14 protein-coding genes are annotated in these 15,188 nt (G+C 67.5%); 8 read left to right on the forward strand and 6 right to left on the reverse strand.

The window, feature by feature from the left end; all coding sequences use genetic code 11:
• Window positions 1-60 precede the first annotated feature (60 nt).
• Window positions 61-270, forward strand: coding sequence for a hypothetical protein (locus BV908_RS17360; protein WP_103738759.1), 210 nt, complete (start codon window positions 61-63; stop codon window positions 268-270).
• 149 nt (window positions 271-419) lie between these two features.
• Here BV908_RS17360 and BV908_RS17365 read toward each other — a convergent pair whose 3' ends face one another.
• Window positions 420-1,640, reverse strand: coding sequence for an integrase domain-containing protein (locus BV908_RS17365; RefSeq protein ID WP_059400429.1), 1,221 nt, complete (start codon window positions 1,638-1,640; stop codon window positions 420-422).
• 1,538 nt (window positions 1,641-3,178) lie between these two features.
• Here BV908_RS17365 and BV908_RS17370 point away from each other — a divergent pair.
• The 7 genes from BV908_RS17370 to BV908_RS17400 all read left to right on the forward strand — a co-directional run bounded on the left by BV908_RS17370 (window position 3,179) and on the right by BV908_RS17400 (window position 10,183).
• Entirely contained in the window at window positions 3,179-5,593 is a 2,415-nt protein-coding gene (locus BV908_RS17370) for a copper-translocating P-type ATPase (protein ID WP_092939584.1), read from the forward strand.
• A gap of 727 nt (window positions 5,594-6,320) precedes the next feature.
• The gene (locus BV908_RS17375) at window positions 6,321-7,346 is read left to right on the forward strand and encodes a PRTRC system protein D (RefSeq protein ID WP_059400431.1); all 1,026 of its coding nucleotides are present in this window, start codon (window positions 6,321-6,323) and stop codon (window positions 7,344-7,346) included.
• The gene (locus tag BV908_RS17380) at window positions 7,333-7,647 is read left to right on the forward strand and encodes a hypothetical protein (RefSeq protein WP_059400432.1); all 315 of its coding nucleotides are present in this window, start codon (window positions 7,333-7,335) and stop codon (window positions 7,645-7,647) included. The genes BV908_RS17375 and BV908_RS17380 overlap by 14 nt, the downstream gene beginning before the upstream one ends.
• 230 nt (window positions 7,648-7,877) lie before the next feature.
• Window positions 7,878-8,897 (forward strand): PRTRC system protein D, encoded by a 1,020-nt coding sequence (locus BV908_RS17385; RefSeq protein ID WP_059400433.1) that lies wholly within the window; start codon window positions 7,878-7,880, stop codon window positions 8,895-8,897.
• Entirely contained in the window at window positions 8,894-9,190 is a 297-nt protein-coding gene (locus BV908_RS17390; RefSeq protein WP_059400434.1) for a hypothetical protein, read from the forward strand. The genes BV908_RS17385 and BV908_RS17390 overlap by 4 nt, the downstream gene beginning before the upstream one ends.
• Window positions 9,191-9,213: 23 nt before the next feature.
• On the forward strand, window positions 9,214-9,666 hold the full coding sequence (locus tag BV908_RS17395; protein WP_059400435.1) for a CFI-box-CTERM domain-containing protein: 453 nt from the start codon (window positions 9,214-9,216) through the stop codon (window positions 9,664-9,666).
• On the forward strand, window positions 9,656-10,183 hold the full coding sequence (locus BV908_RS17400) for a hypothetical protein (protein WP_059400436.1): 528 nt from the start codon (window positions 9,656-9,658) through the stop codon (window positions 10,181-10,183). Before BV908_RS17395 ends, BV908_RS17400 begins: the two co-directional genes overlap by 11 nt.
• Window positions 10,184-10,320: 137 nt before the next feature.
• Here the strand turns inward: BV908_RS17400 and BV908_RS17405 are convergent, their stop codons facing one another.
• The 5 genes from BV908_RS17405 to BV908_RS17425 all read right to left on the reverse strand — a co-directional run bounded on the left by BV908_RS17405 (window position 10,321) and on the right by BV908_RS17425 (window position 15,185).
• Entirely contained in the window at window positions 10,321-11,577 is a 1,257-nt protein-coding gene (locus BV908_RS17405; RefSeq protein ID WP_059400437.1) for a site-specific integrase, read from the reverse strand.
• A gap of 328 nt (window positions 11,578-11,905) precedes the next feature.
• Window positions 11,906-12,400, reverse strand: coding sequence for a dihydrofolate reductase (locus BV908_RS17410; RefSeq protein WP_103738760.1), 495 nt, complete (start codon window positions 12,398-12,400; stop codon window positions 11,906-11,908).
• 16 nt (window positions 12,401-12,416) lie between these two features.
• On the reverse strand, window positions 12,417-13,250 hold the full coding sequence (locus BV908_RS17415; RefSeq protein WP_047351250.1) for a thymidylate synthase: 834 nt from the start codon (window positions 13,248-13,250) through the stop codon (window positions 12,417-12,419).
• Window positions 13,251-13,302: 52 nt separating this feature from the next.
• On the reverse strand, window positions 13,303-14,727 hold the full coding sequence (locus tag BV908_RS17420) for an FAD-binding oxidoreductase (RefSeq protein ID WP_103738761.1): 1,425 nt from the start codon (window positions 14,725-14,727) through the stop codon (window positions 13,303-13,305).
• Between the two features lie 41 nt (window positions 14,728-14,768).
• On the reverse strand, window positions 14,769-15,185 hold the full coding sequence (locus BV908_RS17425) for a DUF2069 domain-containing protein (protein ID WP_011804631.1): 417 nt from the start codon (window positions 15,183-15,185) through the stop codon (window positions 14,769-14,771).
• Window positions 15,186-15,188: the final 3 nt, after the last annotated feature.

Consider the following 15,188-nt stretch of genomic DNA (forward strand, 5'->3'; position numbering starts at 1 on the left):
GGCGGCCTACTCAAGCACAACCGCCCCGTCCGGGGCACATCGACGACAGGAGTACAAGGCATGAACATGAAGGACTGGCGGGTTCTCGTGGTCCGCGACGGCGTTGCCGTGGACATCGGTAAGGTCAGCGAGACGGACGAACCCCTTGCCCGCTGCGCTGCCCTCTGGCGGTACGGGGTCAGCGAAGAGGAAATCACCGTGGGCGTGGCGCGGCGGCGCGGCGCCCGGATCTATCCCGACGAGGACTTCGAGGTGTTGCCGATGCCATGAGCCTCGCGAAGCCCATGTAGCTTGCGCCCCCGGTTGGTCCATTGCGGACGCCGGGGGCGTTTTTGTTGCCGGGGCAGTCTGGCCGTTGCTGCGGCGAAGCACAGGCGCTGCAGCAGCATGGACCGCCGAATACCCCTCGGGCTTCCCCTTCATGGCTGCCTGACGGCAGAGGGATTCGCAGCGCCTTCGTCGCCGGCCGTGCCCTGGCCGCGGGACGGGCCGTCCACCGTGGCCCGTGCCGTAGGACGCAGCGCGCGGACCGATCCGATGTACGCCCCGGCCGCGCGATTGCGGGCATGGCCCGCCATCTCGGCGATATCCTGCTGCGCGGCCTCCCGCACATCCTTCGGCGGGAGCGTGCCTCCCCGCACCGGGGGCTGGGTGCCGGTGCCATTCACCCAGACCTCCACGAAGACCTCGTGCCGAAGCCCGTGGCCGGTCGCGCCGCGTTCCTTGAGGGACAGGCCAAAGCGCCGCATCACGTAGCTGAAGTGGTTGAGGTTCTGTTTGAGGTCGCGCGACGGGTTGCTCAAGTGGGCGTCGGCAGCACCGGCCACGGACTTCGCATACGCGAGGGCCTGCCGCTGCTGCGCCGTGGCGATGGCCACGAAACGGGGTCGGCCCCCCTTGCTGCCCTGGCACACCCAGAGGTAGCTCTCGGCCTTCTGGCGCTCCGGCGGCAGCCTGGTGGCCGAGAAGGGCACCACGCAGGCATGGGGCCGCATCATGACGGCTTCCTTGCGGCGCAGCCCGAAGGCACGAATCAGCCGCAGGGCCGCTCCCACGTGGCGGTCGTAGGCGCACACCTGCGCGATCAGGGCTTCGATGTCGATCCCGGCACCGCTCCAAGTCCTGTCGCGCTGCGCGACTTCGTGCCGCTGGTATTCCGTGACGTCCAGGCCATAGGCGTCCGGCTTGCGCACGAGCCCTGGCTTCCCGATCCATTGCGCCAGCCCCCGCAGGAAGCTGAGGTAGGTCTGGATGGTCGCGGCCGCGAGCCTATCCTGGCGCCACAGGCTCACCATCGCCTGGATGTGGCGCCCCCCGATGTTGCGCGGGTCGGGCATCGTGGGGAACCCCGCCTTGGCCTGGAGGTCGCGCAGGAAGCGCCGCAGGAACACCGCCCGGTCGTGGCGCGTCTTGTGCGACACGCTCTTGAGCATGGCCGTGTGCTGTTCGTTGAACAGCTTCAGCAGGATCTCCAGTACTTCCTCGGGCGGCGTCGATCCCGGCGGATGGCGGGCCAGCACGTCGGCGGCGCTCAGGCCCGACCAGTCCCGGTGGCGCCGCCCGGGGTGGCGGCGGGATGTGTTCTTCGGCCGCGCGGGCCGCCTGCGGTTCCGGGTGGGCGAAGGGGCATGGGCATTCATCGGTCTCTCTCCTGTCGTGCGGCCCGCGTCCCGAGCGCGTGCCATCGGGTGTGAAAGGAAATCCGGGGGGTGTTGCGTGCCGTCGCTGGGGAATTCCGGTGCCAGCGGCGGACGGTGGCCGATGCGTCGAGCGCCGTGCGCGGCCACGCCGCACGGCACCTACCCAGGGTTTCGCTGCACGGCTGCCAGGGGCAGCGCGGCGGCGCGGTCGTTCTTAAAAATGAACACGGGTTGATCCGGTCCTGCGCGCGCGTTTCCGCGGCAAACACAGGGTGGGGTGCGCCAATGACCTTGGAGGTTCACGGCCTTGGAGGTCCGTGAGCGCCGCGCACCGGTCTGGCCGGTGCACGTCTGCGGGATCAGTGCTGGATTCGTAGCGCCACCCATCTGCTGGGTCGCTCTCCTGACCGTGGCCGGAGAGCGTCAGATGTCCGAGCGGGGACACACGTGGAGCCCATCAGGGCAAGCACGACCGTGTGCCGCGCGATGCGCGTGCTCGGAAGGTGGCGGGAACAGTGCCTGGGCATCGGGTGCCCGGCGAACGGTTTGACCTGCACCGCGACGCGTCCTTGGAGGACGCCCAGCCGCAAGGGCTGGCAGGTCGCGGGCTTTCACTACGAATGGATTCCTCGGAGTGCTGCTCTGTGGCAGGACTCGGTCCGGGCTCGGGGCCGGGACATGAGGGGCGGGTAACGACCGCTACGCCTTTTTGCGCTCCACCGATGGGAGCGAGGGCAAGGAGCCTTCGGGAGCCCTCAGTGGACACCGGCGCTGCGGCGTCGTCAAGGCCATGCGCGGGGCTTCGGGGTGGCGATCACAGCTTCCTGCGAGGCCGCTCTATGTCTGGATTCCCCCTGGGGGGCGCTCGCGCGAGAGGGGGTTGACAAAGAGGGGGTATGACTCTGGTTGTGAATCCGACCTGGAAGGCGGCGCCGGCGATACGGCGTGAGACGCGATGAGGCGAAGGCCGCAGTTGAAGGATGCTCGAACAACGGCGCGGAGCGAGCGCTTCGAAGTGCGGGCGCCTGAACTGTCCTTGAAGCAGCGGCGAAGGGCGGTCTGACCGCATGGCGAGCGGAAGTTTTGTCCAGACGGCTCTCGGCACGCCCCTTTGCAGCTCCTCGCCCAGCCACAGCCCCACCCTGGACGGCTACGGAAGACGCTTGACCCTCTCACAGTGTCAAGGTCGATAGTCTCCCCATCAACCTCGACGTGAACTCCTGATGGGTCGTCTCAAAGTCCTCGACATGAGCCACAGGCACTGCGGCAGTACGATCGCAAGGTCCTTAGCCGGCAGGGAAAGACCTGCCGCGATCGAAGGCCGACATCCCTGGGAAACAGGTGTCGATCCCGGTAGCCGTGGCTGGGATGGTGGCGATCGCACAGAGGGTCTGCATCCAGGGTTGTCCGCAGGTGCGGTCCGCGGTCGGAACGGCAGGGCCAAGAGCGCCGCTGCCGCTGCGGCTTATCTCCGAGAGTTTTGTGCCGGGCGCATGGGTGAATTTTGGCCTGCACCTGGTGGGAGCGACATACAAGCCATGGACAAGAACGCGACCTCCTCCTCCGCCAAACATGTTCACAGCCATCACGAGCACGAGGGGCCATCTCGCGCCGCCGAGCCAATGGCTCCGGCGCCGCGCGCGGGCTACGCCTGCCCGATGCATCCGGAGGTGAGACAGGCGGAGCCCGGGAAGTGTCCGAAGTGCGGAATGTTCCTGGAGCCGGTCGGCCTCCCGCCCGGCCACGGCGGACCCGGACCTGCGCAGCACGGGCATGACCATCATCGGCATCACGCGGCGGCACCGCTGGCTGCACCTGCAGCGGCGGGCAAAGGTGACAAGGATGCGGAATACACGTGCCCGATGCACCCGCAGATCCGCCAGAGGGGACCAGGGAACTGCCCGATCTGCGGAATGGCGCTGGAGCCGGTGATCGCGACGGGCACCACGGGCGAAAGCGCCGAACTGCGCGACATGACGCGCCGGTTCTGGATCGGGCTGGCGCTGGCGCTGCCCGTGTTCGTCCTGGAAATGGGCGGTCACCTCGTGGGCTGGCATCTCCTTCCGGCGCAAACCTCGAACTGGTTGCAGTTGCTCCTTGCCACGCCGGTGGTCCTCTGGGCAGGCTGGCCGTTTTTTGCGCGCGGCTGGGCGTCGATCCGGAACCGCAGCCTCAACATGTTCACGCTCGTCGCGCTGGGAACGGGTGCCGCCTGGCTCTACAGCATCGTCGGCACGCTTGCGCCCGACCTGTTTCCCGCCGAACTGCGGGGCCATGAAGGCGCGGTGCCAATCTACTTCGAGGCAGCGGCTGTCATCACGGTGCTGGTGCTGCTCGGTCAGGTCCTGGAACTGCGCGCGCGCGAGAAGACGTCGGGCGCCATCAAGGCCTTGCTCGACCTGGCGCCGAAGACGGCCCTGCGCGTGCGGGCGGATGGCAGCGACGAGACGGTCCAGATCGACACCATCCAGGTCGGCGAGCGCCTGCGGGTGCGGCCGGGCGAGAAGGTGCCCGTGGACGGGGAACTGATCGAGGGCAAGGGAACGGTCGATGAGTCCATGGTCACGGGTGAACCCATGCCGGTGCCCAAGGCTGCCGGTTCCAAGGTCACCGCCGGCACCCTTAACCAGACGGGCGGCTTCGTGATGCGGGCGGACAAGGTCGGTGCCGACACACTGCTCTCCCAGATCGTCCACATGGTGGCGGCCGCACAGCGCAGCCGCGCGCCGATCCAGCGCATGGCCGACGAAGTGGCGGCCTGGTTCGTGCCGATCGTCATCGCCGTGGCCTTGCTGACCTTCGTCGTCTGGCTGGTGTGGGGTCCCGACCCCTCGCTCTCCTACGCGCTCATCACTTCGGTTGCCGTACTCATCATCGCCTGCCCCTGCGCCCTGGGGCTGGCCACGCCCATGTCCATCATGGTGGGCGTCGGCCGAGGGGCCCAACAGGGCGTGCTGATCCGTGATGCCCAGGTCCTCGAACGAATGGAGAAGGTCGACACCCTGGTCGTGGACAAGACCGGGACCTTGACCGAGGGGCGGCCGAAGGTCGTGCACATCGAGGCGGCCGAAGGCTTTGGACGCGACGACCTGCTCCAGAAGCTGGCCAGCGTGGAGCGGGCGAGCGAGCATCCGCTGGCGATGGCAGTCGTCCAGGCTGCCCAGGCACGAAAGCTCCCGTTTTCCGAAGTGAGCAACTTCGACTCGCCCGTGGGCAAGGGCGTCGTCGGACGGGTCGACGGTGTGGACCTGATCAGCGGGGCAGCCAAGTTCCTGAAGGAGCGCGGCATCGACGTTTCGCCCTTGGAGGCGGCGGCGGAGAAGCAGCGTGCCAGGTCGGCGACGGTCATCTTTGTTGCGCTGGGCGGCAGCCTGGCGGGCTTCGTGGCGATCGCGGACCCCATCAAGGAGACCACGCCGGAGGCCCTGCGAGGACTGCGCGAAGCCGGCGTGCGCATCGTCATGCTCACGGGCGACGGCAGGACCACGGCGGACGCCGTTGCCAGAGAGCTTGACATTGACGAAGTGGTCGCGGAGGTGTTCCCCGAGGACAAGGCAAAGATCGTACAGCGCCTTCGGGGCGAGGGCCGCGTGGTGGCCATGGCCGGTGACGGTGTCAACGACGCGCCGGCGCTTGCCGCGGCCGAGGTCGGCATCGCGATGGGCACCGGGACGGATGTGGCGATGGAAAGCGCCGGGGTAACCCTCCTCAAGGGCGACCTGACGGGAATCGTCCGTGCGCGGAAGCTGTCGCACGCCACCATGCGGAACATCCGGCAGAACCTTTTCTTCACCTTCGTCTACAACGTGGCGGGCATTCCGCTCGCCGCGGGCGCGCTCTATCCCTTCCTTGGGATGCTCCTCTCGCCCGTGGTGGCCGCCGCCGCCATGGCGCTGTCGTCCGTCAGTGTCATTGTCAATGCGCTACGGCTGCGGACTGCAAAGGTGGATTGAGATCAGCCAGCGACGAATGCAAGCTGCAGGCATTGAGCCCGGCACCCGTAGCCGCAACTTCAGCCGAAGCGGCGCCAGGCGCTGGAACCGATCGCGCAGGACCACACCCGCCACGCCAGCCGCGAGAGCATCGAGCTCAAGCGGAAGGGCCCAGCCCGGGGTGGCGTACCGCCTGCAGGGTTCCATCCGATCGGTGGGATGGCTGATGTCGGATTGCCGGGGTAGTTCAGGCCACGCACCGGCGCGCGCCACTTCGAAGGCAGGCTGGCGACGATGCCCAGAGCCCACGCTCTTCGGCCGTTGACAGGAACTCGCTTGGGTAGGCCGGTCGCATCGGCTGCGCTGGCGCAGCGGCGACGTCCTTCCGGCTCGCGCGGGAATTCGACGCGGTGCAGACCCATCATGCACCGGTCGACGAGAGCGGCCTGACGGCACCTGCCCTGAAGCACCTGGTGCCACTGCGCCGGGCCAGCGGGCGAAGCCGCGGGCGGTCGGCGGCGGAGCCCGCTACCGGGGCAGACGCCTTTCGGCCAGACCTCGGCTTGCGCCGCCGCAGGCTTGCGCACAGGCGCCGCCGTGGCGCGCACCGGCACCAAGGCATGCCTCGCGGGCCGTCCGGTGGAGCTGTCGGCGAAATCCGCTCACAAACGCTCGACTTTCTCGTTGCGCATCCGGAGCGCGGTAGACGACCCTTTCGGATGTTTGTGTCCACGGCAAGGAGCCTGCAATGAGCAAGATCGTCAGGGCCATCGACGTCGGCTTCGGCAACACGAAGTTCGTCGTCGGGCACACGGAGCAGGAGATCAAGTGCGCGTCCTTCCCGTCGCTGGCCTATACCAGCGCCAAGGACCCGGCGACGAGGCCGGCAGCCGAGCGCCGCAGGACGGTGGCCATCCCGATCGACGGAACCTTCTACGAGGTCGGGCCGGAAGTCCACCTGGCGGCGGACACCTTCCGGGCGACGCAGTTGCACGACCAGTACGTCGAGACGCCCGAGTACATGGCGCTGGCGCGCGGTGCGATGGCCTACATGAAGCTCAGCGCGATCGACCTGCTCGTGGTGGGGCTGCCGGTGTCGTCCTTCCAGGCACGCAAGGCCTATCTGGAGAAGGCGATGGTGGGCGTGCACGATCTCGGCGGCGGCAAGACGGTGGAGGTGAGGAAGGCCGTCGCCGTGGCCCAGCCGCAGGGCGCACTCGTCTACTACACGGCAGCGTACCACAAGCAAAAGAGCATCGAGCACGAGCAGAGCCTCATCATCGATCCGGGCTCGCGCACCTTCGACTGGCTGCTGTCGCGGGGCATGCGGCTGGTCCTGAAGGTCAGCAACTCCGTCAACCGCGGCATGTCCGATGTCCTCAAGACGATCGCCCAGGAGATCAGCAGCGACATCGGCCGGCCCTACAGCGACCTGCCTGCCATCGATGCGGCCTTGCGCACCGGCAAGCCGCTGATGATCTACCAGAAGCCCTACGACCTCGCTCCGATCCTGCCGACCGCGCGCGCGGTCGCGCGCCGCGCCGTCTCGTCGATGATGGAGTGGATCACGGAGGACTACAGCATCCAGAACGTGATCCTCGTCGGTGGCGGCGCGTTCATGTTCAAGGACGCGGTCAAGGCGGCGTTTCCGAACCACAAGATCTACGTGGTGAAGGAGCCGATGTTCGCCAACGTGAAGGGCTTCCAGATCGCGGGGGACAACCTCCTCAAGGCCCAGGGCACTGCCGGCGAGGACCGAGATGGACAGCGATGAGACACGCCGGTCGCAGGCCTTGCGCATCCGCGTCACCCTGGAGCTGAGCCGCAGCGACGATCCTCTCCTGTTCGACGCACTCGTGCAGTTGAAGAAGGGGCGCAGGCGCGTCGCGCGGCTGCGCACCCTGGCCCATGACGGTCTGCTGGCGAGCCAGCTGAAGCTGTCGGGTCCCGCCGCGCCAGCGCCGGCGCAAGCCGGTCCCGCCCTCGGCAGCGAGGACGGGGGCGAGCATGCAGACCTCGCGGCCTTGGACCCCAGCGTGACCTCCGGGCTCTTTGAAGCGCCCCTGAGGGAATGAGCCTCGGGCCGAGCCCTCCGATCCCAGACGCCCCCTTGACGCGTGGGACTCCCGTGAGACCGTGGTGAGACGGAATGCGCAGCGCCCGGCCTGTATGGGACGGCGCGGGACGAACTGAGACCGTGGTCGGGGTGGAGTCGCGCCCGAACGGAATCATGGGATGCCCAGGCGCGGTCCGCGTGGGCGCCGTCGATGGCCGCCCGTTTCGCAACACAGTTCAGGAGAACCATATGAATCCAGTGGTCAGGGCCGTAGACGTCGGGTTCGGCCATACCAAGTTCGTCACGGGGGTGGCCGGCACCGAGATCCGGTGCACGAGCTTTCCTTCGCTGTGCTATCCGGCGGCGAGGGATTCCTCCAAGGCCGCCGCGATCGAGAGCCGCGCGACGATGTGCATCCCCATTGGCGGCCTGTTCTACGAGGTGGGGCCGGATGTCGTGCTCGCCGGCGATGCCTTCCGGCCTTCCCAGATGCACGACCGCTACACGGAGACGCCGGAGTACCTGGCGCTGCTCAGGGGTGCCCTTCGCATGATGAAGGTGTCGGAGATACACCTGCTCGTCGTCGGTCTGCCCGTGGCACTGCTGGCGGCGCGCAAGGCAAAGCTCGAGCGGGCCATGACGGGGACGCACGATGTCGGCGGAGGCCGTCGGGTGGTCGTGCACAAGACCATGGCGGTCGCGCAGCCGCAGGGTGCCCTGGTCTACTTCGCGTCCGTCGCCGGCAAGATGGACCGGATCGCGGGGGAGAACAGTCTCGTGCTCGACCCCGGATACCGGACCTTCGATTGGGTGGTCGCGCGGGGCGTGCGCTTCGTGCAGAAGCGCAGCCATTCCGTGCCCCGAGGCGTTGCGGACGTGCTTCAGGCACTGGCCTCGGAGATCACCTTGGACATCGGCGTTCAGTACAGAGACCTCGATGCGGTCGATGCGGCGCTGCGAGCGGGCAGGGCGCCCACGATCTACCAGCGGCCGTACGACCTGCAACGGATGCGGCCGATGGTCGAGAAGATCACCGGCCAGGCGATCTCGTCGATGCTGCACTGGATCGGAGATGCGACGGGCTTCCACAACATCGTGATGGCCGGTGGCGGCGTCCATCTGTTCAAGGGCGCCGTCCGGGCGGCGTTTCCGCGCCAGCGGGTGCTGGTGCTCCGGGACGGCATGTTCGCCAACGTGCGCGGGTTTCAGATCGCGGGGATGAACTACCTTGCCGGCCGCAGCGGCGCCGATGCCGGAGGTGTGCGATGAGCGAGGAAAGCCGCAACGATGGCACGATCCGGCTCCTGTTCGAGATGTCGCGGGACGACAACCCGCCGCTCTACGACGACCTGATCCGGTTCGGCAAGGGCGTGAAGCGGGTGAACCGGCTGCGTCTGCTGGCACATGAGGGCTTGCGCGCCGTCACCTTGCCGGCGCCGGCGCCCGCAGGGGAGGCGATCGCGGGCCGTCCCGCCACAGAGGCGCCGCAAGCAGTTGCCCCCGCGGGCTTCGGGTCCGGTGCCGTGACCGACCTGGTGTTCGCCGAGCCGCTGGGCGAATAGGGGGCGGTATGGGACATGGAACGATGGATCGCGGCGAGAGCAGCGGTGTCAGTGCATCCGAGTTGGCCGCCATGGGCATGTGCGAGCGCAGGGTGGCTCTGGATCACCGCCACGGACGGAAGGTCTCCGCCGCGCAGCACGAAGCGCTCCAGCGGGGCCTGCGCCTGCACGCCGCATTCGACGCGCAGGCCGCGGCGGAGCGGCCCGGCCGGCGGGGCCGGTGCTTCATCGCGACCCACATCTTCGGAAGTGCCGCCCCGCAAACCGAGGTCCTGCGACGCTATCGGGACGGCGTGCTGCGCACCAGCGGCCCGGGATGCCGCCTGATCGTGTGGTACTACCGCGCAGCGCCGCTCGTCTGTGCCTGGCTTTGCCGCCATCCGTGGGCCTGCATCCCGCTTCGCCACGCCCTGTCGCTGATGGTCTGGTACGCAGGGTGGCGCTGCCGGCGCATGGAGGTGCATCATGTCCGCTGAAGTGGTCGTCGCATGCGGGCTTGCTGTCGGCCTGCTGCTGTGGAGCGCACGGCGTTGGCTCATGGGCCGCCCCAACGGCTGGGCCCGCCTTCCCGGAGAGCTGCGGCGCGCCGAGCTCATCTACAGCGAGCGGCCTTTCCGCGTCGGGGAGCCAGAGGCGATTTCAGCGAAGGTCGACCGTGCGTACCGGCGCCGGGATGGGGTGTTCGTGCTGCTGGAGCTCAAGACGCGCGCGCATGCGCGGGCCTATCCCTCGGACGTGATCGAGCTGTCTGCGCAGCGGATGGCGCTGGGCAGCGAGTCGGGGCAACCCGTCGCGTCGCATGCGTACGTGCTCATTCAGGCCCCGGACGGGCGGTTTCTAGGCTGCCGACGCGTGCGCCTCTTGCCCGCGCGAGAGGTGGTGGCGCTGGCCAGGCGTCGCAGGCAACTGCTGAGGGGAGCCCTTCAGCCACGTGCGAACGGGGCTCCGCATCTGTGCGGGGACTGCGCTCACAGCCAGCGCTGTGGCCGATAGCCGGGCCATCGAACGCAGCGCTTGCCGCTCCGAGGTATCTGCGAGGACGTCGACGGTTGGGCCAGGGCCGGACGGACCGCATGGCTCTACGCCATTGAGGAATCGGCGAGCGCTTTGCGGTCTCCTTTGGGCGGCCGTCAAGCGGCCAGCACGCATTGGGGACGGTTCGCAGCAGCTTCGCATCTGGCGATGAACTCGGCCCAGCGTTCGAGCGCCACGCGGCGTTCGGGTATTTCCTCGCGAACGTCGTAGATGCCTTCCACACCCTTGAGCACGTGGTTGAGCGCGATCTCTGAGATCTCCCGGCTGATGCCCATGTTGCGCATGTGGCCCTTGGCCGTGCTGCGCGTGTCGTGCGGCGTGAAGCGCCGGATCTCGATGTCGCCCCGCTCGAAAGCGCGCGTGATGGCGGCCCACAAGGTCGTGCCGCCCACATGGATGTCGCCGCCGAAGCGCCGCCTGCGGCGCTCCACGCGGCAGGGCAGCACCCAATCGGAGTCGCCCGCCAGTTCCTTGAGCTCCTTGAACCAACCGACCACCGTGGGCGTGAGGGGCACGAGAAAGCCTGCCCGTGTCTTGACCACGGTATCCGGCACCCACCAGTCTCCCTTGTCGAGATCCACGTGCTCCCAGCGGGCCTTCGACAGTTCGACGGAGCGGACGCAGGTCGCCAGCAAGATCCGGAAGGCCAGGGCGTTCTCGAAGCCGATGTCCTCGATGTCCTTCAGCAGGATGCAGAGTTCGTCTTCCGAGAGCATGACCCGCTTGCGCACGGGTGGACGCGGTCCCATCAAGGAGGTGATGTCGATCCCCAGGGCCGGATTCGAATAGATCAGCTTCTTGCCACAAGCGTGTGCGAACAACTGCTTGCAGGAGGTCAGGATCCGCTTCGATACGGTCCAACTGCGTTCCGCGGATTCGATGACATGCACGACGTGGGCTGGCGAAACCTTGTCCACGCGCATCGAGCCGAGCTTGGGTAGGATCACGTTTTCCAGATCCCACTTGCGGTAGTAGATGGTGCCCACGGCGAGATCGTCCGGACCGAGCTTCTTCTCCTTGAAGTCTGCAATCAGCGCGCGGACCGTCCAAGACATCTTGGACTCCATCTTCACGACCTTCTTACGGTTCGCGGGGTCTTCGCCTCGGTCGATGGCTGCGCGTTCCTCGCGCGCTATCTGCCTGGCCTTAGCAAGGGAAACGTCCGGGTAGTTGCCTATCGTCAGCTCTCGCCGACGACTACCTGGCAGGCTGTACCGGAGCACCCAGGCCGCGGTTCCCGAGGCGGACAGCGTGAACGTCAGTCCGTCGCCATCGGACTTGGCGACCGGCGCTCCCTGCTTCATCCAGTGCTTGATCTGGATGTCGTCGAGTAAATGAACTTGCTTGCCCATGTTTGCGTCTCCCACCCCAGGCAAGGCCTCACCTGCGGCTATATTGGAGACACTCTACGCCGTTCCAGGACTGGTAGCTAGACCTAGAGAATCCGCCTAGCTACCAGCGTAGCTACCGGCAGATCACGCGCTTGGATGCGCTCTCGTGAGACGCTATGATCCAATAACTCATTGTCAGCAAAGGAGATTTAATACTTTGCTGACACGTCGTTGGAGGATGTGGGGCCACTGTTGATATTCCAGGTGGCGATTTGCATGTTTTTGGCCTCCAGCGCTTTTGCAGCAAGCGCAAGCAGCTATCAAAAATAGAGTGATAAAGGCGCGGGCGTCAGCCGCGGCGCTCGAAGGTCACGAAGGCGTAGGGCAGGCCGCCCGCGCCCACATGGTTGCTGCGGGCCGTTTCCACCCATTCCGGTCCCAGGGCCGGCGAGTAGGCATCGCCCTCGTAGTCCCGCGCGATCTCGGTAACCTCGACGCGCGTGGCCAGGGGCAGGGCCTGGGTGTAGATCTGCGCGCCGCCGATGACCCATGCCGTGGTGCTGCCGGACTGCTGGGCCAAGGCGAGTGCCTCAGGCAGGCTGGATGCGCGCTGGACGCCGCTTTCCTGCCAGTCGGCCTGGCGCGTCACGACGATGTTGGCGCGGCCCGGCAGCGGCCGAAAGCGCGGGGGCAGCGAGTCCCAGGTCTTGCGGCCCATGATCACCGGGTGGCCCTGGGTGAGCGCCTTGAAATGCGCCAGGTCTTCGGGCAGGTGCCAGGGCATGGTGCCGTCCTTGCCGATCACGCCGTTGGCGGCGCGTGCGTAGATCAGGTTCACTTGCATGGCTGTTCGTCCCGCCTCAGACCGCCACCGGCGCCTTGATGGCGGGGTGGTGTTCGTAGCCCACCACTTCGAAGTCTTCGTAGGCGTAATCAAAGATGGATGCGGGCCGGCGCTTGATCTGCAGCGTCGGGTAGGCATAGGGCTGGCGCGCCAGTTGGGTCTGCACCTGCTCGAAATGGTTGCTGTAGATATGGCAGTCGCCGCCGGTCCAGATGAAGTCGCCCACCTGCAGGTCGCACTGCTGCGCCACCATGTGCGTGAGCAGCGCGTACGACGCGATGTTGAACGGCACGCCCAGGAAGATGTCTGCGCTGCGCTGGTAGAGCTGGCAGCTCAGTTTGCCCGGCTCACCAGCCACCTGCGATGGCGCCACGTAGAACTGGAAGAACGCGTGGCAGGGCATGAGCGCCATCTGGTCCAGCTCGGCTACGTTCCAGGCGCTCACGATGATGCGGCGGCTGTCGGGGTGGGTCTTGAGGGTGTCGATCACTTGCTGGATCTGGTCGATGTGGCCTCCGTCCGGCGTGGGCCAGCTGCGCCACTGCACGCCGTACACGGGGCCCAGGCTGCCGTCGTCGCGCGCCCACTCGTCCCAGATGGTGCAGCCGCGCTCCTGCAGCCAGCGCACGTTGCTGTCGCCGCGCAGGAACCACAGCAGTTCCAGGATGATGGACTTGAGGTGCACCTTCTTGGTGGTCACCAGGGGAAAGCCTTCGGCCAGGTCAAAGCGCATCTGGTGGCCGAACACGCTCCTGGTGCCCGTGCCCGTGCGGTCGCCCTTGGCCGTGCCATGTTCGAACACATGGCGCATCAGGTCTTCGTATTGGTGGCGGATGGGGCGTGGGGTCATGGTCTTGAATGAAAAGTGGCTCCAGCGCTTGCTAGACAAGCGCCAACAGCTCTCATTTTTGAAGAATGCAGCCCGGGTTCATGATGCCTTGCGGGTCCAGGGCCTGCTTGATGGCGCGCATCAGCCCCAAGGCCACGGGCGACTTGTACTGCGCCAGCTTGTCGGCCTTGAGCACGCCCACGCCGTGCTCGGCCGAGAACGAGCCGTCGAACTGCGCCACCGCGTCGTACACCAGGGCGTTGACGCGGTCCTCCTGCGTGCGCAGGAACTCCCGCGCATCGCCGCCCGCGGGCGCCTGTACGTTGTAGTGCAGATTGCCGTCGCCCAGGTGGCCGAAGTTGACCAGGCGCACTCCGGGAATCTCGCGCTGCAGCAGCGCATCGGTGTGCTCCACGAACGCGGGGATGCGCGACGCGGCGATCGAGATGTCGTGCTTGATGTTCAGGCCTTCTTCGGCCTGGGCCAGCGGAATGCTCTCGCGGATATGCCACAGCTCATGCGCTTGCGACAGGCTCTCGGCGACCACGGCGTCCAGCACGCAGCCGTCCTCGAAGGCCAGTTCCAGCAGCGCCTCGAAGCGCTGGCGCGCATGCTCCTCGGATTCGCTGTCGCTGTTTTCCAGCAGCACGTAGTAGGGTGGCGCGCCGTCCAGCCCGGCGAACGGCACGCGCAGCTGCGGCATGTGCTTGATGACCAGCGACAGCGCGAACTGCCCCATCACCTCGAAACCCGTGAGCCCGGCCCCCAGGTGCTGATGCGACAGGCCCAGCAGGCGCACGGCCGCCGCCATCGACGGCACGGCGGCCCAGGCGGTGAGCTGCGCGGCGGGCTGGGGGAAGAGCTTCATGGTGGCCGCGGTGATGATGCCGAGCGTGCCTTCGCTGCCGATGTACAGGTCGCGCAGGTCGTAGCCGGTGTTGTCCTTGCGCAGGCCGGAGAGGCCGTTCCACACCTCGCCCTGGGGCGTGACCACCTCCAGGCCCAGGCACAGCTCGCGCGTGTTGCCGTAGCGCACCACCTGCGTGCCGCCGGCATTGGTGGACAGGTTGCCGCCGATGGTGCAACTGCCCTCTGCGGCAAGCGACAGCGGGAACAGCAGATCGGCTTTCTCGGCCGTCTCCTGCAGGGCCTGCAATATGCAGCCGGCCTCCACCGTCATGGTGAGGTTGTCGCGGTCGATGGCGCGCACCGCATTCATGCGCGTGAGGCTCAGCACCACCTGCGTGCCGCTGCCGTCGGGCGTGCTGCCCACCGACAGGCCGGTGTTGCCGCCTTGCGGCACGATCGCCGCGCCGGCATCGGCACAGGCGCGCACCACTGCTGCCACCTCGGCCGTGGAGCCCGGGCGCACCACGGCCAGGGACTTGCCATGGGAGCGCTTGCGCCAGTCCTGTTCATAGGCGGCAAGGTCGCCCTCGGTCAGTACATGGGCGGCGCCGACGATCCGGCGCAGGGTGTCGAGCAGGGCAGTGGTCATGGCGGTCAATCCAGTCGATGTCAGGCAAAGGCTCCGTACGCTCAGGCAGGCGCGGCGGCGCGGGCCGCCTTGGCGGCACGCTGGCGCAGCCGCACATGCAGCGCGCAGGCGGTGAACAGCAGCAGGCACAACACGATCTCCAGGCCCGCCAGCCAGTTGCCGGGCGCCGGGTCGCTCCAGGCGCGCACCACCCCTTCGGTGAAATACAGCCACACCAGCAGGCTGACCCAGCGGTAGGTGTACATGCGCCGCTTGAGCAGCCCGGCCAGCGGCACCGCCAGCGGCAGGGCCTTGAGCGCCAGCCACGAGCCGCCCGGGCGCACCGGCGCCAGCCACAGCTCCCAGGCCAGGCACAGCACGATCAGCGCCGCCAGGCTGCCCACGGCCAGCCAGCGCGTGGCCGCCACGTCGGTGGCGATGTGCAGGGCGGGGGCGGGGGGCAGGGTTTCGCGATGCATGGG

Source organism: Diaphorobacter sp. LR2014-1 (genome assembly GCF_002916785.1).
Lineage (GTDB): Bacteria > Pseudomonadota > Gammaproteobacteria > Burkholderiales > Burkholderiaceae_C > Diaphorobacter > Diaphorobacter nitroreducens.